Below are 21205 nucleotides of genomic sequence, written 5' to 3'. Positions count from 1 at the left end.
CTGGTTTACGTTCGGTTTATTTGCAGGGGGGTATAATACCGCCCGAATCGTCATATAGGGTACGCTTAAATCCTTATACTGCGCGGCGACACCCTGTTTTTTTACTTACCGGAGGCTTCATGGATCCCGATCCCACACCTCTCCTGAACGGGAGAATGCGTTCTTTCCGGTAAGCCAGCTTTTGCTGTCTCACCGGCGTGAGGCAGCAACGTCTTAAACGTTCCTGCTTGAAAAATTGAGTGCCTCTCAGGTACGGCTTTGCCACGCCTGAAGGAATTGCTGCGTCTGCCCTGGCGGATGCGGAGGAATGACTATGTTTAAAAATATCACCCGGCAGCTGCAGGCCCTGCTGAGCCGCCACCTGCCACACCGTCTTGTTCAGCGCGACCCGCTGCCCAATGCCAAAAACATGGCGGGGGCGGCGATCCCCGCGTCCCTGACCGAACGCTGCCTGAACGTGGCGGCGATGGATGAAAACGAAGTCTGGCGCGCGTTCGGCGGACACCCGGAAGGGCTAAACGCTACCGAAGTGGAAAAAATCCGCGCCGTGCACGGCGATAACCAGATCCCGGCGCAAAAGCCGTCTCCGTGGTGGGTGCACCTGTGGCTCTGCTACCGCAACCCGTTCAACCTGCTGCTGACCGTGCTCGGCCTCATCTCTTATGCGACGGAAGACCTGTTTGCCGCAGGCGTCATTGCCCTGATGGTCGGTATCTCCACGCTGCTGAACTTCATTCAGGAAGCCCGCTCCACCAAAGCGGCGGACGCCCTGAAGGCGATGGTCAGCAACACCGCGACCGTCTCCCGCGTGATTAACGATCTCGGCGAAAACGCCTGGGTGGAGCTGCCTATCGACCAGCTGGTGCCGGGCGATCTGGTGAAGCTGGCCGCGGGGGACATGATCCCGGCGGATTTACGCATCATCCAGGCGCGCGATCTGTTCGTGGCGCAGGCCTCGCTGACCGGGGAATCCCTGCCCGTTGAAAAGGTGGCGCGCAGCCGCGACCCGCAGCAGATGAACCCGCTCGAGTGCGATACCCTGTGCTTTATGGGCACCACGGTGGTCAGCGGCACCGCGCAGGCGATTGTCACCGCCACCGGGGGCAATACCTGGTTTGGTCAGCTTGCCGGGCGCGTCAGCGAGCAGGAGAGCGAGCCAAACGCCTTCCAGAAAGGCATTGGCCGCGTCAGCATGCTGCTGATCCGCTTTATGATGGTGATGACGCCGATCGTGCTGCTGATCAACGGCTACACCAAAGGCGACTGGTGGGAGGCGGCCCTGTTTGCGCTCTCCGTGGCCGTTGGCTTAACGCCTGAAATGCTGCCGATGATCGTCACCTCCACGCTGGCGCGCGGGGCGGTGAAGCTCTCTAAACAGAAAGTGATCGTCAAACACCTCGACGCCATTCAGAACTTTGGCGCGATGGACATCCTCTGCACCGATAAAACCGGCACCCTGACGCAGGACAAAATCGTGCTGGAGAACCACACCGACATCTCCGGCAAAACCAGCGAGCGCGTCCTGCACAGCGCGTGGCTGAACAGCCACTATCAGACCGGGCTGAAAAACCTGCTCGACGTCGCGGTGCTGGAAGGGGTGGACGAGGAATCCGCCCGCACGCTCTCCGGCCGCTGGCAGAAGGTAGATGAGATCCCGTTCGACTTTGAGCGCCGCCGTATGTCGGTGGTGGTGAGCGAGCAGACGGACGTGCACCAGCTGATCTGCAAAGGGGCGCTGCAGGAGATCCTCAACGTGTCGACGCAGGTTCGCTATAACGGCGACATCGTGCCGCTGGACGACACCATGCTGCGCCGCATCAAGCGCGTCACCGACAACCTGAACCGTCAGGGGCTGCGCGTCGTGGCGGTTGCAAGCAAGTTCCTGCCCGCGCGCGAGGGTGACTATCAGCGTATCGACGAATCCGATCTGATCCTCGAGGGTTACATCGCCTTCCTCGATCCGCCGAAAGAGACCACCGCACCGGCGCTGAAGGCGCTGAAGGCGAGCGGTATTACCGTGAAAATCCTTACCGGCGACAGCGAGCTGGTGGCGGCGAAAGTGTGCCATGAAGTGGGGCTGGACGCGGGCGACGTGGTGGTGGGGAGCGATATTGAACATCTCTCTGATGACGAGCTGGCGAAGCTTGCCCAGCGTACCACGCTGTTTGCCCGCCTGACGCCGATGCACAAAGAGCGCATCGTCACCCTGCTTAAGCGCGAAGGGCACGTGGTGGGCTTTATGGGCGACGGCATCAACGACGCGCCCGCGCTGCGTGCGGCGGACATCGGTATCTCCGTCGATGGCGCGGTGGATATCGCCCGCGAGGCGGCGGATATCATTCTGCTGGAAAAGAGCCTGATGGTGCTGGAGGAGGGCGTGATCGAAGGGCGCCGCACCTTCGCCAACATGCTCAAGTACATCAAAATGACCGCCAGCTCCAACTTCGGTAACGTCTTCAGCGTGCTGGTGGCGAGCGCGTTTCTGCCGTTCCTGCCGATGCTGCCGCTGCACCTGCTGATCCAGAACCTGATGTACGACGTGTCTCAGGTGGCGATCCCGTTTGATAACGTAGACGACGAGCAGATCCAGAAGCCGCAGCACTGGAACCCGGCGGATTTAGGGCGCTTTATGCTGTTCTTTGGCCCGATCAGCTCCATCTTCGATATCCTGACCTTCTGCCTGATGTGGTTTGTGTTCCACGCCAACACCCCGGAACACCAGACGCTGTTCCAGTCCGGCTGGTTCGTGGTAGGTCTGCTGTCGCAGACGCTGATTGTGCATATGATCCGCACCCGCCGCATTCCGTTCATCCAGAGCCGCGCCGCGTGGCCGCTGATTGTGATGACGGGGATTGTGATGGCGCTCGGCATCGCGCTGCCGTTCTCGCCGCTGGCGAGCTACCTGCAGCTGCAGGCGCTGCCGCTGAGCTACTTCCCGTGGCTGGTGGCAATCCTTGCGGGCTATATGGTGCTGACGCAGATGGTGAAAGGATTCTATGCGCGTCGGTATGGGTGGCAGTAACGGTGGCAGTAACGGCAGCACCGCCGGGCAGCTAGCTTTCCTCCCAAATTCAACAACCTGTGATCTCCGTCGGCGCATTCGCTTGACGACAAATTGAGCGCATGTTAACAGAATGTTTTGCCTTTATTTGGCCCGTCAGATAAGGAACATTCATGTTACGGTACAGTCTCTTAACCGCCGGGCTGATGCTCGGCGCCTCTGCGTTTGCCGCCCCGGCAGGCGATCTCCCCCTGATGCCCTGGCCTGCGAAGGTCGAACGCCCGACGACCCAGGGCGCGCTGGTGCTCAGCAACAACGTATCCATTAGCGTCAGCGGGGACGATCTCGGTGACGCCGTCAACCGCCTGCGCCAGCGCATTGCCCTGCAAACCGGCTGGACGCTGCAGCCGCAGGCTGAAAAGCCAGACAAACCGACTATCCGCATTGCCATCGCTAAAAAGGTAAAACCGCAGCCGCTGCCGGACAGCGATGAAAGCTATAGGCTCACGGTAGACGCCAACGGCGTCGATATCTCCGCCAACACTCGCTTCGGCGCGCTGCGCGCCATGGAAACGCTGCTCCAGCTGATGCAGAACGGCGCGGAAAACACCTCGCTGCCGTGGGTCACCATTGAAGATTCGCCGCGCTTCCCGTGGCGCGGGCTGCTGCTCGACTCGGCGCGTCACTTTATCCCGCTGTCGGATATCAAACGTCAGATCGACGGCATGGCCGCGGCGAAGCTCAACGTCCTGCACTGGCACTTAACCGACGACCAGGGCTGGCGCTTCAGCTCGAAGCGCTACCCTAAGCTGACGCAGCTTGCCAGCGACGGGCTGTTCTACACGCCTGAACAGATGCGTGAGGTGGTGCGCTACGCCACCGAACGCGGTATCCGCGTGGTGCCGGAGATCGACATGCCGGGCCACGCCTCGGCGATTGCCGTAGCCTATCCGGAGCTGATGAGCGCCCCGGGGCCGTACGCCATGGAGCGCCACTGGGGCGTGCTGAAGCCGGTGCTGGATCCCATAAAAGAGGCAACCTACGCCTTTGCTGACGCGATGGTCAGCGAACTGGCGGCGATCTTCCCCGATCCGTATCTGCATATCGGCGGTGACGAGGTGGATGACAGCCAGTGGAAAGCGAACCCGGCCATTCAATAGTTTATGCGTGACAACAGGCTGGCGGACAGCCACGCGCTGCAGGCGTACTTCAACCGTAAACTGGAGACGATCCTTGAGAAGCATCACCGGCAGATGGTCGGCTGGGACGAGATCTACCATCCCGACCTGCCGAAAAGCATTCTGATCCAGTCCTGGCAGGGCCAGGACGCGCTGGGGCAGGTGGCGCAGAACGGCTACAAGGGCATTCTCTCCACCGGTTTCTATCTCGACCAGCCCCAGTCCACCGCCTATCACTACCGCAACGAAATTGTCCCGCAGGGTCTGAACGGCGTGGATGTGATTGCAGACACCGACAGCGTCCAGAGCTGGGCCTTTTCCATGCCGCGCCTGAAGGGCAAGCCGGTGGAGGGGAGCTTCACGCTGGTGAAAGGGGACGCAGGCTGGCGCGGATTTATTGATTTTGCCGGGAAATCGCGCCGCGCGGTGCAGGATATTGAATGGCGTGACGACAACCAGGTGACCTTCACCGTCGACACCTGGATGGGCGAGACGCGCCCGGTGGTCTCCGTCGATAACGACAAGCTCACCGGCTATTTCCTGGTGGGGAATACGCGTTACCCAATCAGCGGCACGCGTCTGGACGCGGTGCCGAAAGGCATTCCGCCGGTCGTGCCGGACGTGGCGAATCAGGCCAACCTGCTCGGCGGTGAAGCCGCGCTATGGGCGGAAAACGTGGTGGCGCCGGTGCTGGATATCCGCCTGTGGCCGCGCACCTTTGCGGTGGCGGAGCGGCTGTGGTCCGCGCAGGACGTCAACGACGTCGATAACATGTACACCCGCCTGCAGGCGATGGACAGCTGGTCGACGGTGTCGGTCGGGCTGCAGCAGCATACCCAGCAGCAGGTGCAGTTCACGCGCCTTGCCGGTAATGCCGACACGCTGCCGCTGCAAATCCTCGCACAGGCGGTAGAGCCTGCGCAGTATTACACCCGCCAGCACCTGAAGTTCCAGGCCGGAAACTACCATCAGTTTGAACCGCTCAACCGCTTTGCCGATGCGCTGAACGCTGAAAGCGCCACCGTGCGCCAGATGCACAAATGGGCGGACCGCCTGGTGAGCGATGCGGAAGACGCGGAAAGCGCCGACGCGCTGCGCCACGTCTTTAACCGCTGGCAGAGCAACACCAGCGACGCGCTGGCGCTAAGTGAAAACAGCTATCAGCTAAAGGCGATGAAGCCGGTGATTCAGGAGGTGGATAAGCTGGCCTCGATTGGCCTGCGGCTGACGGATCTGGTGGCGCGCCAGGGCACGCTGGATGATAAAGAGATAGCCTCGATTCAGAGCGAGCTGGATAACGCGGGGAAGGTTCAGGACGAGGTGGTGATTGCGGCGGTCTATCCGCTGGAGACGCTGCTCAGGGCGACGCGGAATCAGTAGCAAGCAACAAAAAAGGCAGCCTGGGCTGCCTTTTTTTATCGCCAAAGCGAATTAGCGACGTACGGCAATCGCTTCGATTTCAATTTTCACGTCTTTTGGCAGACGGGCCACTTCAACGCAGGAGCGCGCCGGGAAGGTGGCGTTGTGCTCGGTGAAGAACGCTTCGTAAGTGGCGTTAACGGTCGCGAAATCGTTCAGATCTTTCACGAAAACGGTGGTTTTCACGATATCGCCCACTTTCAGACCGGCAGATTCAACGATAGCCTGCACGTTTTCCAGCGACTGACGCGCCTGTGCCGCGACATCTTCCGGCACCGCGCCGGTTTTTGGGTTCACCGGGATCTGCCCGGAAGTGATGATCATGCTACCCAGATCAACGCCCTGAACGTAAGGGCCGATAGCCGCTGGCGCATTTTCCGTCGCGAGTACTTTGCTCATGTTTTCTCCAGAATTACAGCGTTAAGAATGTTCCAGGCCATTATAACAGCCGGGATTTCATTACCAACCTCAATTAGTTGGCCAGCACCACATAATGAGAAAACTCTTTTTCGCAGTATTTGCATTTGAGCGCGATGTCATCGGCGCGTTTTTTCACTGCAAAGCTGGAAGAAACCGGCTCAGCGTGACTGATGCAGTTGCTGTTCGGGCAGACCAGCACGCTTTCGATACGATCCGGCAGGCTCGGGCGGGATTTGCCGACCACTTCATACTCGTCGATGCGGTTGACGGTGGCGTCAGGCGCGTAAAGCGACAGCTGGTTGACCTGCTCGTCGGTCAGGAAGGTATTCTCGATTTTAATCAGGTCCTTGCGGCCCATCTCGCCCGACGGCAGGTTCAGGCCGATGGTGATGCGCTGGTCGGTTTCGGTCAGTTTGAACAGCGTCAGCAGCTTAAAGCCCACCTGCGCAGGGATGTGGTCAATCACGGTGCCACGCTTGATGGCTTCAACCTGGAGTTTGTTATCGTGTGTCATGGTCGTTTCCCCTTACAGTGCCAATTCGCGATTCAGAACCAGTGCCAGTAACGCCTGGCGGGCGAAGATGCCGTTTCCGGCCTGCTGGAAGTACCAGGCGTGCGGCGTTTTGTCCACGTCTGTGGTGATCTCATCGATGCGCGGAAGCGGGTGCAGCACCTTCATGTTGTCGCGCGCGCCCTCAAGGTCGCTGGCGCGCAGCACGAACTGCGCCTTCACGTTGGCGTATTCGGACGGATCCAGACGCTCTTTCTGCACGCGGGTCATGTACAGAATATCCACGTGGCTCATCACCTCTTCGATGCTGGCGTGCAGGCTCCACTGAATGCCTTTCTCATCCAGCATGTCGAGAATGTATTGTGGCATCGCCAGCGCGTCAGGCGCGATGAAGAAGAAGCGGTTGCCGTTAAATTTCGCCAGCGCCTGGGTCAGGGAGTGGACGGTGCGGCCATACTTCAGGTCGCCAACCATGGCGATGTTCAGGTTCTCGAGCTTGCCCTGCGTTTCCTGAATGGTGAACAGATCCAGCAGGGTCTGCGTCGGATGCTGGTTGGCACCGTCGCCGGCGTTCAGCACCGGAATGCCGCCGGAGAACTCGGTCGCCAGGCGCGCCGCGCCCTCCTGCGGATGACGCATCACAATCGCGTCGACGTAGGTGCTGATTACTGAAATGGTATCCGCCAGGGTTTCGCCTTTTTTACCCAGCGACGTGTTGCTGCTGTCCGAGAAGCCCACCACGCTCGCGCCCAGGCGGTGCATGGAGGTCTCAAAGGAGAGACGGGTGCGGGTCGAGGCTTCAAAGAAGCAGCTCGCAATCACCTTGTGCTTCAGCAGCTCCGGTTGCGGATTGGCCTTCAGTTTTGCCGCGGTTTCCAGAACCAGTTCCAGCTCTTCGCGGCTGAGGTCGTTTATGGAAATGATGTGTTTTTGATAAAGCGGATTCATGTTTATCTCCTGACGCCGGGCAAAAAAAAGCCCCTCAAATGAGGGGCTCTGGGAATAGGTTTAGCAACGGGAAGAAAAACGGCAGGCCAGCGTCTGATTTCAGACGCGGTAAGACGTTATGTCGTACACGCTTGACCATGCTTCCTCCCGGCAAATTGTCGGGCATTATACGCAGCTCGCTTTTCGGATCAAGCGATTTAATGCACGCTTTACTCAATGCAAACGGTTCTTTATGAATATTAATGCGTTCTGAGTAAATAATTAATTTGCTTATGCACCAGCGCGGTGCGCTTCACCACCCGAGGGGCGACCCAGACGATACTGCTGCCGGCCACCACGCCTAAAATTTCCGGTAGCTGGTGGTAATCCAGAATACGCGCCACCGCGCGGCCATATCCGGCGACGGTGTGCACAAGGATAAACTCGCTATTGTGCTCGACGCTGACCACCATTTCGGACACGGTACGCGCGGCGTCGGGGGCAGGGCGCAGCTGGGGATTCAGCGAATAAATCTTTAGCCCTTTGGCATTTCGAATTTTTATGACGCCGAGCAATTTAAGCAGACGTGAAACGGTGGACTGGCTGATGGTCTCAAAACCACGCTCCTGTAAATCCCGGCGGATCTCCTCCTGAGAGAGATAGCTCTTTTCTGCGATCAGGCGCTGGCAGACCGTCAGCTGTAGTTGCTCTTTGGGAGAGTACTCTTCGTAATCCATCATAGTTCCCATATCAGTTCCTGAAATAACCGGTGGCACGGCACCGATCCGTAGGCCGGATAAGCGCAGCGCCATCCGGCAAATCACAACAAGGCACCCAGACTTAACGCCACCATAATCACCACCGTTAAAATGCCCAGCAGCGGCGCCACCCATTTCAGATAACGCACGTAGGGCACGCGGGCGATAGCCAGCCCGCCCATCACGACGGCAGAAGTGGGCGTGACGAGGTTAACGATGCCGGAGGCCGACTGGTAAGCCGTCACCACCAGGTCGCGGTTGACGTTAGCGAAATCGGCAAGCGGCGCCATGATCGGCATCGTCAGAACGGCCAGGCCGGATGAAGAAGGCACAAGAAACGACAGCACGACCTCCAGCCAGTACATCACGTTGATAAACGCTACCGTGGACAACCCGCTGACCAGCCCTTCCGCGCTGTGCAAAATGGTGTGGGTAATCATGCCCTTATCCATGATGACTACGATACCGCGCGCGATGCCGATAATCAGCGCGACGCCCAGCAAATCTCGCGCGCCGTTGATAAACGTCGACGTCAGCTCCTCTTCGCTCATGCGGGCAATCAGGCCGACGATAATCGCGCTGGCGAGAAACACCGCGGAGATCTCCGCCATCCACCAGCCCAGCACCGCCACGCCGTAGATCATCACCGCGAAGGCGAGGGCAAAAATCACCAGGATGATTTTGCGCACCGGGGTGAATTCCAGCGACTGTTCGCCCTTGTCGCCGAGGAAATGGGCGCGGTTCTCTTCCTGTTTGTCTGCGACGATCGACAGCGACGGATCCTGGCGCACCTTACGGGCGTAGCGCATCACCCACGCCACGCAGATTACCCAGCCGATGACCAGCAGCGCCACGCGCAGGGCGATGCCGTTAGTGAAGGGGATCCCGGCAGCGTTGGCGGCGATCACCGTGGCAAACGGGTTAATGGTAGAGCCGAGCGTGCCGATCCCCGCCCCGAGCAGCACGGTGGACGCGGCGACAACCGGATCGAACCGGGCGGCCAGCATCACCGGAACCAGCAGGGTGTAGAACGGCAGCGACTCTTCGGCCATGCCGTAAATCGTGCCGCCTGCGGCGAATAGCGCCATCAGGATCGGGATCATCCACTCCTCGCGCCCGCGCAGCCGGGTGGTAACGCGCTCGATCCCGGCGTCAATCGCCCCGGTTTTGGTGACGATCCCGAGAAAACCGCCGATGATCAGGATAAACAGCGCGACGTCGATCGCCCCGGCCTGGCCGGAGACCGGATCGTACAGCCCGGCGATGGGTGCCATCAGGACGGAAACCAGCCCCTGCGGATGTGCCGCCACGTGCGCGTACGTTCCGGCAATCGGGACTTCTTTACCGAGGGTTTCGTTCATCGCCATCTGGTACTGACCGGCGGGGACGACCCAGCTCAGCGCCGCCACAACGGCAATCAGAAAAAAGAGAATGGTGTAAGCGGAGGGAAACTTAAATTTGCCCATGATGTTCTCCTTAAACCCGGCGCACCCCGCGGCGCGCCGGGCGGTGATTAGTCGCCGAGTGTCGCCACCATGACCGCTTTAATGGTGTGCATGCGGTTCTCTGCTTCGTCGAAGACGATGGAGTTTGGTGATTCGAAGACCTCTTCCGTCACCTCCAGCCCCTTCAGGCCGTACGCCATCTCGATCTCGCGGCCCACTTTGGTGTGCTCGTTGTGGAACGCCGGCAGGCAGTGCATGAACTTGACGTTCGGGTTGCCGGTGGCCTTCATGACGTCTGCATTAATCTGATACGGCTTCATCAGGCTGACGCGCTCGGCCCAGGCTTCCTTCGGCTCGCCCATGGAGACCCACACGTCGGTGTAGAGGAAATCGGTCCCCCGCACGCCTTCTTCCACGTCGTCGGTGAGGGTAATGCGCGCGCCCGTCTCTTTGGCGATTGCGCGGCACTGCTCAACCAGCCCGGCTTCCGGCCAGAAGGATTTCGGCGCGACGAGGCGGATATCCATCCCCATCTTGGCCGCCCCGACCATCAGCGAGTTGCCCATGTTGTTGCGCGCGTCGCCGAGATAGGCAAAGCTCAGCTCCGGCAGGGTTTTGCCCGGCGCGTGCTCCAGCATGGTCATCAGGTCGGCGAGGATTTGCGTGGGGTGGAACTCGTCGGTCAGGCCGTTCCACACCGGCACGCCCGCGTACTCGCCCAGCTCCTCAACGATGGCCTGGCCGTAGCCGCGGTATTCGATGCCGTCATACATGCGGCCCAGCACGCGGGCGGTGTCTTTCATCGACTCTTTATGGCCGATCTGCGAGCCGCTTGGGCCGAGGTAGGTGACCTGCGCGCCCTGGTCAAACGCGCCCACTTCGAAGGCGCAGCGGGTGCGGGTGGAGGTTTTTTCAAAAATCAGGGCGATGTTTTTCCCGACCAGGGTTTGCTTTTCGCGCCCGGCTTTTTTAGCCGCCTTCAGCTCGATGGCGAGGTCGATCAGGTACTGGATCTCCGCCGGGGTGTAGTCCAGCAGTTTCAGGAAGTTGCGGTTTTTCAGGTTGATGGTCATGGGTAAATCCTTTTTAAATTTGAATTAGTTACGAATCAACGTGCCTTTCTCGCCCGCGAGGATCTCCGCGCCGTCGGCCAGCGCGCCGATCCCGGCCATGCCGTTGCAGGCTTCAACAAACTCGCGGCAGGCGGCCACTTTCGGCCCCATCGAGCCGGCGTCGAACTGCATGCCTCTGAGCAGCTCCGGCGTCACCTGCGCCAGCGGGCGCTGGGTCGGTTTGCCCCAGTCGAGATACACCGCGTCGGCATCGGTCAGGATCAGCAGGGCGTCGGCCTCTATCTGGCGCGCCAGCAGGGCGGCGGAGAGGTCTTTGTCGATCACCGCCTCAATGCCGCGATAGCCATTGGCGTTCTCCACCACCGGCACGCCGCCGCCGCCGTTGCAGATCACCAGGTGGTCGCGCTGGATCAGCGCCGTGATGGCGTCGCTCTCGACGATGCGCTTCGGCTGCGGTGACGACACCACGCGGCGGAAGTAGCTGCCGTCGGCCTTAAACACCCAGCCTTTTTCCGCGGCCAGCGCTTTTGCCTGGGCTTCGCTGTAGACCGGGCCGATGTATTTGGTGGGGTTGCTGAAGGCCGGGTCGGCGGCGTCCACTTCTACCTGCGTGAGCAGGACGCTCACCTCGCGCTGCGGAAGATTGTTTTTCAGCGCCTGCTGGAGCATGTAGCCGATCATTCCCTGGCTTTCGGCACCGAGAACGTCCAGCGGGTAGGGCGTGACTTTGTCATAGGCGCTGTTCTGCAGCGCCAGCAGCCCGACCTGCGGCCCGTTGCCGTGCACCAGCACCACGCGCCACTGTTCTGTTAATCCGGCGATGGTGCGCGCGGCCTGCTCGATGTTCTGGCGCTGGATTTCGGCTTCCAGCGGCTCGCCGCGCTTGAGCAGCGCGTTGCCGCCGAGGGCCACAACCAGAGTGGGTTTTCGTTCCATGATGGCTCCTTTAAATTCCGTCGCGTTCCAGCGGGCAGCTCATGCAACGCGCGCCGCCGCGCCCGCGTCCGAGTTCGTCGCCAGGAATGGGCAGCACGGTGATGCCCGCTTTGTCGTACTTCTCGTTGGTCCAGACGTTGCGCTCGTAGCCGATCACCACGCCGGGGCGGAGGGTCAGGACGTTATTGGCGTCGTTCCACTGCTCGCGTTCCGCTTCAAAAGCATCGCCGCCGGTGGTGATCAGGCGCACCTGGCTAATGCCGAGCGCTTTCTCGATAGCGTGCAGCAGGTCGGTCTCCTGGGTGCGCAGCAGGCCGCCGCGTCCGTCCGGGGTCAGCGTCCAGCACTGGGCGTCCTTGCGCACCACTTCCGGGTAGACGGAGAAAGTGTCCACATCGATGTGGGTCATGACGGTGTCGAGGTGCATGCAGGAGCGGTGTTTTGGCAGCTCAACGGCGATCACGCGCTCGGCCTGGCGGTGCTTAAACAGGCTGTTGGCGAGAAACTCTACGCCCTGCGGCGTTGTGCGCTCGGACATGCCGATCAGTACCGCGCCGCGGCCAATGACTAATACATCACCGCCTTCTAAGGTGGCGTGGTCGTAATTAATATTTTCGTCGCCGAAATACTTAATAAAATCGCCGTCGGCAAACGCCGGGTGCCAGCGATATATTGCCCGCAGGTTATTGGTTTCACGCTGACGGGCCGGTTTCGCCATCGGGTTAATAGAGACGCCGTTATAAATCCAGCACGAAGTATCGCGGGTAAATAAATGGTTTGGCAGCGGCTTCATAATAAAATCATTCGCCGTGTGGGTATCCACCACCATATTATTAATGGCCGCCGGAATTTCGCCGTAGGTTAATCCGCCGCTCAGTCTGCGCGCCAGTTCGCGGTGCGGCATATCCGCCAGCCAGCCGCGCACGTCGCCGGCAAAGGTTGGGCCGAGGCGATAGTCAGAGATTTGGGTATCCAGAAGCCAGGCTTTCGCTTCTGCAATATCAAGGGTTTGTGTCAGAAGGTCGGTCAACAGCAGGACTTCCACACCCTGCTCGCGCAGCGTGTTTGCGAAGATGTCATGCTCCTCACCCGCCCGCTCAACCGAGAGCACGTCATCGAAAAGCAGCTCCTGACAGTTTGATGGCGTTAAGCGTTTCAGACTTAAATTTGGGCGGTGCAGCATAACGCTACGCAATTGACCAATTTCAGAACCGACGTAATGCTTTTCCATAATTATTCCTTTAACTGTTTTTCAGAATAAAAAGGGCATGCGCCATGTGGTGCATTTAATTTCATGGCGGCTAAGCTCAATTGATTTCGTGATTCATACTAGGCAGTTAAATAATCCGTATTGTGATATTGCTCACGCGAAAATGGATATTAAGCGGTTTGTTTTCATTTGCATGATTCGCATCAGATAATGATTAATTTCATATTGTTGAGGGGTGAATAGCTAAGCAGGATCCGGTGGCATTATTTGAGGTTGTTATTATTTTGTAGATTTTAATCTTTTGAAATATATTGTTATGTTATTGATTTTAAATGATAAATATTGATAGTGAGAATGGCTATGCAATTAACGTAATTAACTATTTTTGACTTAAGAAAAATCAATAAATAATTATGGTTTTTTAGAGCAAATTATCAAAACAGTAAAGTGTGAGACGGCAACGGGTTTTGTTAATTAGAGAGCATGATCAAGAGGTTAGAAGAGTCGGACGATAAGCGCTGATCGAGGTTATGCATAACCCCTGCATAAATGCCTGGGCAGGATTAACAGTGGGTTAACACCTTTCCCGATAAACATGCGCTCGCGCAAACCTCTTCGAAAAAGGGCTGGTATGGCAGTCTTAACTCTCGTATAACTGATAAAAATGAAACGTTGTTTTACATAGAGGGATTTCACATGATTATCGGCAACATCCACCATCTGCAGCCCTGGCTGCCTGACGTTCTGCGCCAGGCCATTGAGCACGTCAAAGCCCACGTCACCGACGCCACGCCGCTCGGCAAGCACGACATCAACGGCAACAGCCTGTTTTATCTGGTCTCGGAAGATATGACCCAGCCGTTCGCCGAGCGCCGCGCCGAGTACCACGCGCGCTATCTGGATATCCAGATCGTGATGAAGGGTCAGGAAGGGATGACCTTCAGCACCCTGCCGCACGGCACGCCGGACACCGACTGGCTGGCGGACAAAGACATTGCGTTCCTGCCTGAAGGCGAGCAGGAAAAAACCGTGGTGCTGAGCGAGGGGGATTTTGTGGTGTTCTGGCCGGGTGAAGTGCATAAGCCGCTGTGCGCGGTGGGGGCGCCGGCGCAGGTGCGTAAGGTTGTGGTGAAGATGCTGATCGGCTAAACGGGTTTACTCCCTCTCCCTGTGGGAGAGGGCAGGGGTGAGGGCACCAGACCGCACCCACGCATAATGTGATCCAGCTTAAATTTCCCGCACTCCCTCTTCCCTTCCCATTTACCTGCGCTTTTTCTGCGTCATAGTATGATCTTTAAATTAATGAACGCTGTTCTATAATGTAGAACAAAATGATTCAGCAAGGAGATCTCATGCCGCAGTCCGCGTTGTTCACGGGAATCATTCCCCCTGTCTCCACCATTTTTACCGCCGACGGCCAGCTCGATAAGTCGGGCACCGCCGCGCTGATCGACGATCTCATCAAGGCAGGCGTTGACGGCCTGTTCTTCCTGGGCAGCGGCGGCGAGTTCTCCCAGCTTAGCGCCGAAGAGCGCAAAACCATTGCCCGCTTTGCTATCGATCACGTCGATCGTCGCGTGCCGGTCCTGATCGGCACCGGCGGCACCAACGCCCGGGAAACCATTGAACTGAGCCAGCACGCGCAGCAGGCGGGCGCGGACGGTATCGTGGTGATTAACCCCTACTACTGGAAAGTGTCGGAAGCGAACCTGATCCGCTATTTCGAGCAGGTGGCCGACAGCGTCACGCTGCCGGTGATGCTCTACAACTTCCCGGCGCTGACCGGGCAGGATCTGACTCCGGCGCTGGTGAAAGCCCTCGCCAACTCGCGCAGCAATATTATCGGCATCAAAGACACCATCGACTCCGTCGCCCACCTGCGCAGCATGATCCATACCGTCAAAGGCGCCCATCCGCACTTCACGGTGCTCTGCGGCTACGACGATCACCTCTTTAATACCCTGCTGCTCGGCGGCGACGGAGCGATCTCGGCGAGCGGTAACTTTGCCCCGCAGGTGTCGGTGAATCTTCTGAAAGCCTGGCGCGACGGGGACGTGGCGAAAGCGGCTGAGTATCATCAAACCTTACTGCAAATTCCGCAGATGTATCAGCTGGATACGCCGTTTGTGAACGTGATTAAAGAGGCGATCGTGCTCTGCGGTCGCCCTGTCTCCACGCACGTGCTGCCGCCCGCCTCCCCGCTGGACGAGCCGCGCAAGGCGCAGCTGAAAACCCTGCTGCAACAGCTCAAGCTCTGCTGAGCCGGACGATAACCATGACCATCGAGAACATTTTCACCCCGCAGGACGACGCGTTTTATGCGGTGATCACCCACGCGGCGGGGCCGCAGGGCGCGCTGCCGCTGACCCCGCAGATGCTGATGGAATCTCCTAGCGGCAACCTGTTCGGCATGACGCAGAACGCCGGGATGGGCTGGGACGCCAACAAGCTGACCGGCAAAGAGGTGCTGATTATCGGCACCCAGGGCGGCATCCGCGCCGGAGACGGACGCCCGGTCGCGCTCGGCTACCACACCGGCCACTGGGAGATCGGCATGCAGATGCAGGCGGCGGCGAAGGAGATTACCCGCAACGGCGGGATCCCGTTCGCGGCCTTCGTCAGCGATCCGTGTGACGGCCGTTCTCAGGGCACGCACGGCATGTTCGACTCCCTGCCGTACCGCAACGACGCGGCGATCGTGTTTCGCCGCCTGATCCGCTCCCTGCCGACGCGTAGGGCGGTGATCGGCGTGGCAACCTGCGATAAGGGGCTGCCCGCCACCATGATTGCGCTGGCTTCCATGCACGACCTGCCGACCATTCTGGTGCCGGGCGGGGCGACGCTGCCGCCAACCGTGGGGGAAGACGCGGGCAAGGTTCAGACCATCGGCGCGCGCTTCGCCAACCACGAACTCTCCCTGCAGGAGGCCGCCGAACTGGGCTGTCGCGCCTGCGCCTCGCCGGGCGGCGGGTGTCAGTTCCTCGGTACGGCGGGCACCTCGCAGGTGGTCGCGGAGGCGCTGGGCCTGGCGCTGCCGCATTCCGCGCTGGCGCCGTCCGGGCAGGCGGTGTGGCTGGAGATCGCCCGCCAGTCGGCGCGCGCGGTCAGCGAGCTGGATAACCGCGGCATCACCACGCGCGATATCCTCACCGATAAAGCCATCGAAAACGCGATGGTGATCCACGCGGCGTTCGGCGGCTCCACCAATTTACTGCTGCACATTCCGGCCATCGCTCACGCGGCGGGCTGCACGATCCCGGACGTTGAACACTGGACGCGCGTTAACCGCAGGGTGCCTCGCCTGGTGAGCGTGCTGCCCAACGGCCCCGACTATCATCCGACCGTGCGCGCGTTCCTCGCGGGCGGCGTGCCGGAGGTGATGCTCCACCTGCGCGATCTCGGCCTGCTGCACCTAGACGCCATGACCGTGACCGGCCAGACGGTGGGCGAGAACCTCGACTGGTGGCAGGCATCCGAGCGTCGGGCACGCTTCCGCCAGTGCCTGCGCGAGCAGGACGGCGTGGATCCGGATGACGTGATCCTGCCGCCCGGGAAGGCAAAAGCGAAAGGGCTGACCTCGACGGTCTGCTTCCCGACGGGCAACATCGCGCCGGAAGGGTCGGTGATCAAGGCCACGGCGATCGACCCGTCGGTGGTGGGCGAAGATGGCGTGTACCGCCACACCGGCCGGGTGCGGGTGTTTGTCTCGGAAGCGCAGGCGATCAAAGCCATCAAGCGGGAAGAGATTAAGCAGGGCGATATCATGGTGGCGATCGGCGGCGGGCCGTCCGGCACCGGCATGGAAGAGACCTACCAGCTCACCTCCGCGCTCAAACACATCTCGTGGGGCAAGACGGTGTCGTTAATCACCGATGCGCGCTTCTCGGGCGTGTCGACGGGCGCCTGCTTCGGCCACGTGTCGCCGGAGGCGCTGGCGGGCGGGCCGATTGGCAAGCTGCGCGATAACGACATCATCGAGATTGCCGTGGATCGTCTGACGTTAACTGGCAGCGTCAACTTTATCGGCACCGCGGACAACCCGCTGACGCCGGAAGAGGGCGCGCGCGAGCTGGCAGTCAGGCAGACGCACCCGGATCTGCACGCCCATGACTTTTTGCCGGACGATACCCGGCTGTGGGCGGCGCTGCAGTCGGTGAGCGGCGGCACCTGGAAAGGCTGTATTTATGACACCGATAAAATCATTGAGGTAATTAACGCCGGTAAAAAAGCGCTCGGCATTTAATTATTTTCTGAGATAAAGCCGTCTGCGGGAAATATTTCGCGGGCGGTTTTGCTGTTCCTGTTATTTATTAATTTAAACAATAAGTTGCGATATATCGTCGGCGTCACAAAAGCAAAATAACGTAATTCAGAAATAAGATATGATCATTGCTGGCTAATTGAACAGCTCATTACACTCCATTAACACGATGTTGTAATTCAGCACACTACATAAGGGTGTAATTCTGATGACGCAATTAACCATGAAAGACAAAATTGGCTACGGGCTGGGTGACACCGCCTGCGGCTTCGTCTGGCAGGCCACGATGTTCCTGCTGGCCTACTTCTACACCGACGTCTTCGGCCTGTCGGCGGGGATTATGGGCACGCTGTTTCTGGTCTCCCGCGTGCTCGACGCCGTGACCGACCCGCTGATGGGGCTGCTGGTAGACCGCACCCGCACGCGGCACGGCCAGTTCCGCCCGTTCCTGCTGTGGGGCGCCATCCCGTTTGGCATCGTCTGCGTGCTGACCTTCTACACGCCGGATTTCTCCGCGCAGGGCAAAATCATCTACGCCTGCGTGACCTACATTCTCCTGACTCTGGTCTACACCTTCGTTAACGTGCCGTACTGCGCCATGCCGGGCGTCATCACCGCCGACCCGAAAGAGCGTCACGCCCTGCAGTCCTGGCGCTTCTTCCTGGCGGCGGCGGGCTCGCTCGCCATCAGCGGCATCGCGCTGCCGCTGGTGAGCATCATCGGTAAAGGGAACGAGCAGGTGGGCTATTTCGGCGCCATGTGCGTGCTCGGGCTGAGCGGCGTGGTGCTGCTCTACGTCTGCTTCTTTACCACCAAAGAGCGCTATACCTTTGAGGTGCAGCCGGGTTCGTCGGTGGCGAAAGATCTTAAGCTGCTGCTGGGCAATAGCCAGTGGCGGATCATGTGCGCGTTCAAGATGATGGCGACCTGCTCCAACGTGGTGCGCGGCGGGGCGACGCTCTACTTCGTGAAATACGTGATGGATCATCCGGAGATGGCGACCCAGTTCTTACTCTACGGCAGCCTCGCCACCATGTTCGGCTCGCTCTGCTCCTCCCGCCTGCTGGGGCGCTTCGACCGCGTTACCGCCTTCAAGTGGATCATCGTCGCCTACTCGCTGATCAGCCTGCTGATTTTCGTGACCCCGGCCGAGCACATCGCCCTGATTTTTGCCCTCAACATCCTCTTCCTGTTCGTCTTCAACACCACCACGCCGCTGCAGTGGCTGATGGCCTCTGACGTGGTGGATTACGAGGAGAGCCGCAGCGGTCGCCGCCTCGACGGGCTGGTGTTCTCCACCTATCTGTTCAGCCTGAAGATTGGCCTGGCGATTGGCGGGGCGGTAGTGGGCTGGATCCTGGCGTATGTGAACTACTCCGCCAGCAGCAGCGTGCAGCCGGTGGAGGTGCTCACCACCATCAAAATTCTGTTCTGCGTGGTGCCGGTGGTGCTCTACGCGGGCATGTTCATCATGCTGTCGTTCTACAGGCTCACCGACGCCCGCGTGGAGGCCATCAGCCAGCAGCTGATCAAGCACCGCGCGGCGCAGGGCGAGGCCGTCCCCGACGCCGCGACAGCCGCATCCCATTAACCGGAGGCACTATGGAAATCACTAACCCGATACTCACCGGCTTCAACCCGGACCCGTCCCTGTGCCGCCAGGGCGAGGACTACTACATCGCCACTTCGACCTTCGAGTGGTTCCCGGGCGTGCGCATCTACCACTCCCGTGACCTGAAAAACTGGTCGCTGGTCAGCACCCCGCTGGACCGCGTGTCGATGCTGGACATGAAGGGCAACCCGGACTCGGGCGGCATCTGGGCGCCGTGCCTGAGCTATGCCGACGGCAAATTCTGGCTGCTCTACACCGACGTGAAGATTGTCGATTCGCCGTGGAAAAACGGCCGCAACTTCCTCGTTACCGCGTCCTCCATCGAAGGGCCGTGGAGCGAGCCGATCCCGATGGGCAACGGCGGGTTTGACCCGTCCCTGTTCCACGACGACGACGGCCGAAAATACTATATCTACCGCCCGTGGGGGCCGCGCCACCACAGCAACCCGTACAACACCATCGTGATGCAAGAGTTTGACCCGCAGACCGGCACGCTTTCGCCCGAGCGCAAAACGCTGTTTACCGGCACGCCGCTCTGCTACACCGAAGGCGCACACCTGTACCGCCACGCGGGATGGTACTACCTGATGGTGGCCGAGGGCGGCACCAGCTACGAGCACGCCGTCGTGGTGCTGCGTTCCAAAAATATCGACGGGCCGTACGAGCTGCACCCGGACGTGACGATGATGACCAGCTGGCACCTGCCGGAGAACCCGCTGCAGAAGAGCGGCCACGGCTCGCTGCTGCAGACCCATACGGGTGAATGGTATATGGCCTACCTCACCAGCCGCCCGCTGCGCCTGCCCGGCGTGCCGCTGCTGGCCTCCGGCGGACGCGGCTACTGCCCGCTGGGGCGCGAGACCGGCATCGCCCGCATTGAGTGGCGCGACGGCTGGCCGTACGTGGAAGGCGGCAAGCACGCGCAGCTGACCGTGAAAGGCCCGCAGGTGTCGGAGCAGCCTGCAGCCCTTCAGGTCAGCTGGCGGGACGATTTCGACGCCAGTTCGCTTGACCCGGAGCTGCAGACCCTGCGCATTCCGTTCGACGACACCCTCGGCTCGCTCACCGCGCGGCCGGGCTACTTACGGCTCTACGGCAACGACTCGCTCAACTCCACCTTTACCCAGTCGACCGTGGCACGCCGCTGGCAGCACTTCACCTTCCGCTCCGAAACGCGGATGCAGTTCTCGCCGGTCCACTTCCAGCAGAGCGCGGGGCTGACCTGCTACTACAACAGCAAAAACTGGAGCTACTGCTTTGTGGACTACGAGGAGGGGCAGGGCAGAACGATTAAGGTTATTCAGCTCGACCACAACGTGCCGTCGTGGCCGCTACACGAGCAGCCCATTCCAGTGCCGGAACATGCGGAGAGCGTCTGGCTGCGGGTGGATGTGGATACGCTGGTCTACCGCTACAGCTACTCGTTCGACGGCGAGACGTGGCACGCCGTGCCGGTAACGTATGAGGCGTGGAAGCTGTCGGACGACTACATCGGCGGGCGCGGCTTCTTCACCGGCGCGTTTGTGGGGCTGCACTGCGAGGACATCAGCGGCGACGGCTGCCACGCGGACTTCGACTACTTGACCTACGAGCCGGCATAACGGCTCAGGCCGGGTAGCCCAGCGCGCGTGAAAGCTGGAGCCCGGCCTGCTGAAGCTGCTCGCGGAAATTAGCCAGCTCAGCGTCGTCCACGCGGGAGGTCAGCGTCGACAGGCTCAGGGCGGCGATGACTCGTGACTCATGGTTCCACACCGGCACCGCCACGCAGCGCACGCCCTGCTCGTTCTCTTCGCGGTCGATGGCGTAACCCTGCTCGCGGGTCTGCGCCAGAGCGCTCGTTAAGGCTTCACGAGAGGCGAGGGTGGAAGGCGTAAAGGTGGTGTACTGATAGCCCTCCAGCAGGGCGTTCAGCTCGGCCTCGCCCAGCCAGGCAATCAACACCTTGCCGATGGCGGTGGCGTGAACCGGCAGGCGGCGGCCGATGCGCGAATAGGCGATGGCCGCCAGCTTGCCTTCAATTTTCTCAATATAAACCCCTTCACGCCCGTCCAGGATCCCCAGATGGGTGGTCTGCCCGGTCCGCTGGGACAGCTCCGTCAGCCAGCCTTTCGCCTTCTGGCGAATATCGATGGAGCCCACGACGAAATGACCTCGCTCGACCAGCTTCATGCCGAGGCGATATTTGCCGTTCTCCGGGTTCTGATCGATATAGCCGTGAAGCTGCAGGGTTTTCAGCAGCGAGTGGAGGGTGCTCTTGCTCAGCCCCATCAGTTTGCTGATGTCGGTGATCTTAAGCTCGGTGGCCTGCTCGTTGAACAGGTCGAGGATCTGCAACGCACGTTCAACAGACTGAATAATCGGCATAATGCTGGCATGTCCACGCTGGAATTAAGGCGAAAACGTACCTTTTTCGGGGTGAAAAATCAATTAAGCAGAGCCGGTGTTCTCCCTCTC

16 protein-coding genes and 2 pseudogenes are annotated in these 21205 nt (G+C 60.0%); 8 read left to right on the top strand and 10 right to left on the bottom strand.

What is annotated here, in order from left to right; all coding sequences use genetic code 11:
- The first annotated feature begins 313 nt into the window (after window positions 1–313).
- Window positions 314–3022, top strand: coding sequence for a magnesium-translocating P-type ATPase (gene mgtA / locus NUX24_RS08800; protein WP_257831020.1), 2709 nt, complete (start codon window positions 314–316; stop codon window positions 3020–3022).
- Between the two features lie 152 nt (window positions 3023–3174).
- Window positions 3175–5559 (top strand): annotated as a pseudogene (locus tag NUX24_RS08795) (beta-N-acetylhexosaminidase).
- Between the two features lie 51 nt (window positions 5560–5610).
- On the opposite strand, the gene ridA reads toward NUX24_RS08795, so the two are convergent.
- The 4 genes from ridA to NUX24_RS08775 all read right to left on the bottom strand — a co-directional run bounded on the left by ridA (window position 5611) and on the right by NUX24_RS08775 (window position 7616).
- On the bottom strand, window positions 5611–5997 hold the full coding sequence (ridA, locus tag NUX24_RS08790) for a 2-iminobutanoate/2-iminopropanoate deaminase (protein ID WP_008501391.1): 387 nt from the start codon (window positions 5995–5997) through the stop codon (window positions 5611–5613).
- 73 nt (window positions 5998–6070) lie between these two features.
- On the bottom strand, window positions 6071–6532 hold the full coding sequence (gene pyrI, locus NUX24_RS08785) for an aspartate carbamoyltransferase regulatory subunit (protein WP_023310197.1): 462 nt from the start codon (window positions 6530–6532) through the stop codon (window positions 6071–6073).
- Window positions 6533–6544: 12 nt separating this feature from the next.
- Complete coding sequence (pyrB, locus tag NUX24_RS08780; RefSeq protein ID WP_023310198.1) at window positions 6545–7477, bottom strand: aspartate carbamoyltransferase; 933 nt, start codon at window positions 7475–7477, stop codon at window positions 6545–6547.
- 34 nt (window positions 7478–7511) lie between these two features.
- Entirely contained in the window at window positions 7512–7616 is a 105-nt protein-coding gene (locus tag NUX24_RS08775) for a pyrBI operon leader peptide (RefSeq protein WP_022646880.1), read from the bottom strand.
- On the opposite strand from NUX24_RS08775, the pseudogene NUX24_RS08770 reads away from it, so the two are divergent.
- Window positions 7596–7713, top strand: a pseudogene (locus NUX24_RS08770) (hypothetical protein). The gene NUX24_RS08775 and the pseudogene NUX24_RS08770 overlap by 21 nt on opposite strands.
- A gap of 3 nt (window positions 7714–7716) precedes the next feature.
- Here the strand turns inward: NUX24_RS08770 and NUX24_RS08765 are convergent.
- The 5 genes from NUX24_RS08765 to arcA form a co-directional block, all read right to left on the bottom strand.
- The gene (locus NUX24_RS08765) at window positions 7717–8196 is read right to left on the bottom strand and encodes an arginine repressor (RefSeq protein WP_029739272.1); all 480 of its coding nucleotides are present in this window, start codon (window positions 8194–8196) and stop codon (window positions 7717–7719) included.
- Between the two features lie 80 nt (window positions 8197–8276).
- Window positions 8277–9680 carry a YfcC family protein gene (locus NUX24_RS08760; protein ID WP_033144505.1) on the bottom strand — a complete coding sequence of 468 codons (1404 nt, stop codon included), beginning with the start codon at window positions 9678–9680 and terminating at the stop codon, window positions 8277–8279.
- A 47-nt stretch (window positions 9681–9727) separates the two neighbouring features.
- Window positions 9728–10732: an ornithine carbamoyltransferase gene (gene argF / locus NUX24_RS08755; RefSeq protein ID WP_023310201.1), complete on the bottom strand. Its 1005-nt coding sequence runs from the start codon at window positions 10730–10732 to the stop codon at window positions 9728–9730.
- Between the two features lie 24 nt (window positions 10733–10756).
- Entirely contained in the window at window positions 10757–11668 is a 912-nt protein-coding gene (gene arcC, locus NUX24_RS08750; RefSeq protein ID WP_257831012.1) for a carbamate kinase, read from the bottom strand.
- A 10-nt stretch (window positions 11669–11678) separates the two neighbouring features.
- On the bottom strand, window positions 11679–12899 hold the full coding sequence (gene arcA, locus NUX24_RS08745; RefSeq protein ID WP_257831010.1) for an arginine deiminase: 1221 nt from the start codon (window positions 12897–12899) through the stop codon (window positions 11679–11681).
- Window positions 12900–13574: 675 nt separating this feature from the next.
- Here arcA and NUX24_RS08740 point away from each other — a divergent pair.
- From NUX24_RS08740 to NUX24_RS08720, 5 genes are all read left to right on the top strand, one after another.
- Complete coding sequence (locus tag NUX24_RS08740; protein ID WP_257831008.1) at window positions 13575–14027, top strand: YhcH/YjgK/YiaL family protein; 453 nt, start codon at window positions 13575–13577, stop codon at window positions 14025–14027.
- A gap of 203 nt (window positions 14028–14230) precedes the next feature.
- Window positions 14231–15139: a 2-keto-3-deoxygluconate aldolase gene (gene yagE / locus NUX24_RS08735; protein ID WP_257831006.1), complete on the top strand. Its 909-nt coding sequence runs from the start codon at window positions 14231–14233 to the stop codon at window positions 15137–15139.
- Window positions 15140–15153: 14 nt separating this feature from the next.
- Window positions 15154–17121, top strand: coding sequence for a xylonate dehydratase YagF (gene yagF / locus NUX24_RS08730; RefSeq protein WP_257831003.1), 1968 nt, complete (start codon window positions 15154–15156; stop codon window positions 17119–17121).
- Between the two features lie 226 nt (window positions 17122–17347).
- Entirely contained in the window at window positions 17348–18730 is a 1383-nt protein-coding gene (locus tag NUX24_RS08725; protein ID WP_047652120.1) for an MFS transporter, read from the top strand.
- 11 nt (window positions 18731–18741) lie between these two features.
- A complete protein-coding gene (locus NUX24_RS08720; protein WP_257831001.1) occupies window positions 18742–20352 on the top strand; it encodes a glycoside hydrolase family 43 protein in 1611 nt (536 codons plus the stop codon).
- Between the two features lie 4 nt (window positions 20353–20356).
- Here NUX24_RS08720 and xynR read toward each other — a convergent pair whose 3' ends face one another.
- Window positions 20357–21115 (bottom strand): DNA-binding transcriptional repressor XynR, encoded by a 759-nt coding sequence (gene xynR, locus NUX24_RS08715; RefSeq protein WP_257830999.1) that lies wholly within the window; start codon window positions 21113–21115, stop codon window positions 20357–20359.
- Window positions 21116–21205 lie beyond the last annotated feature (90 nt).

It is taken from the genome of Enterobacter sp. HG048 (assembly GCF_024702055.1).
In the GTDB taxonomy this organism is placed as follows: Bacteria; Pseudomonadota; Gammaproteobacteria; order Enterobacterales; family Enterobacteriaceae; genus Enterobacter; species Enterobacter dykesii.
This window is presented reverse-complemented; position numbering and strand designations above follow the sequence as displayed.

Excerpts from the sequence above, each read along its gene's own strand:
- mgtA (WP_257831020.1), top strand. The coding sequence starts at position 314 with ATGTTTAAAAATATCACCCGGCAGCTGCAGGCCCTGCTGAGCCGCCAC.
- ridA (WP_008501391.1), bottom strand. The coding sequence starts at position 5,997 with ATGAGCAAAGTACTCGCGACGGAAAATGCGCCAGCGGCTATCGGCCCT.
- pyrI (WP_023310197.1), bottom strand. The coding sequence starts at position 6,532 with ATGACACACGATAACAAACTCCAGGTTGAAGCCATCAAGCGTGGCACC.
- pyrB (WP_023310198.1), bottom strand. The coding sequence starts at position 7,477 with ATGAATCCGCTTTATCAAAAACACATCATTTCCATAAACGACCTCAGC.
- NUX24_RS08775 (WP_022646880.1), bottom strand. The coding sequence starts at position 7,616 with ATGGTCAAGCGTGTACGACATAACGTCTTACCGCGTCTGAAATCAGAC.
- NUX24_RS08765 (WP_029739272.1), bottom strand. The coding sequence starts at position 8,196 with ATGATGGATTACGAAGAGTACTCTCCCAAAGAGCAACTACAGCTGACG.
- NUX24_RS08760 (WP_033144505.1), bottom strand. The coding sequence starts at position 9,680 with ATGGGCAAATTTAAGTTTCCCTCCGCTTACACCATTCTCTTTTTTCTG.
- argF (WP_023310201.1), bottom strand. The coding sequence starts at position 10,732 with ATGACCATCAACCTGAAAAACCGCAACTTCCTGAAACTGCTGGACTAC.
- arcC (WP_257831012.1), bottom strand. The coding sequence starts at position 11,668 with ATGGAACGAAAACCCACTCTGGTTGTGGCCCTCGGCGGCAACGCGCTG.
- arcA (WP_257831010.1), bottom strand. The coding sequence starts at position 12,899 with ATGGAAAAGCATTACGTCGGTTCTGAAATTGGTCAATTGCGTAGCGTT.
- NUX24_RS08740 (WP_257831008.1), top strand. The coding sequence starts at position 13,575 with ATGATTATCGGCAACATCCACCATCTGCAGCCCTGGCTGCCTGACGTT.
- yagE (WP_257831006.1), top strand. The coding sequence starts at position 14,231 with ATGCCGCAGTCCGCGTTGTTCACGGGAATCATTCCCCCTGTCTCCACC.
- yagF (WP_257831003.1), top strand. The coding sequence starts at position 15,154 with ATGACCATCGAGAACATTTTCACCCCGCAGGACGACGCGTTTTATGCG.
- NUX24_RS08725 (WP_047652120.1), top strand. The coding sequence starts at position 17,348 with ATGACGCAATTAACCATGAAAGACAAAATTGGCTACGGGCTGGGTGAC.
- NUX24_RS08720 (WP_257831001.1), top strand. The coding sequence starts at position 18,742 with ATGGAAATCACTAACCCGATACTCACCGGCTTCAACCCGGACCCGTCC.
- xynR (WP_257830999.1), bottom strand. The coding sequence starts at position 21,115 with ATGCCGATTATTCAGTCTGTTGAACGTGCGTTGCAGATCCTCGACCTG.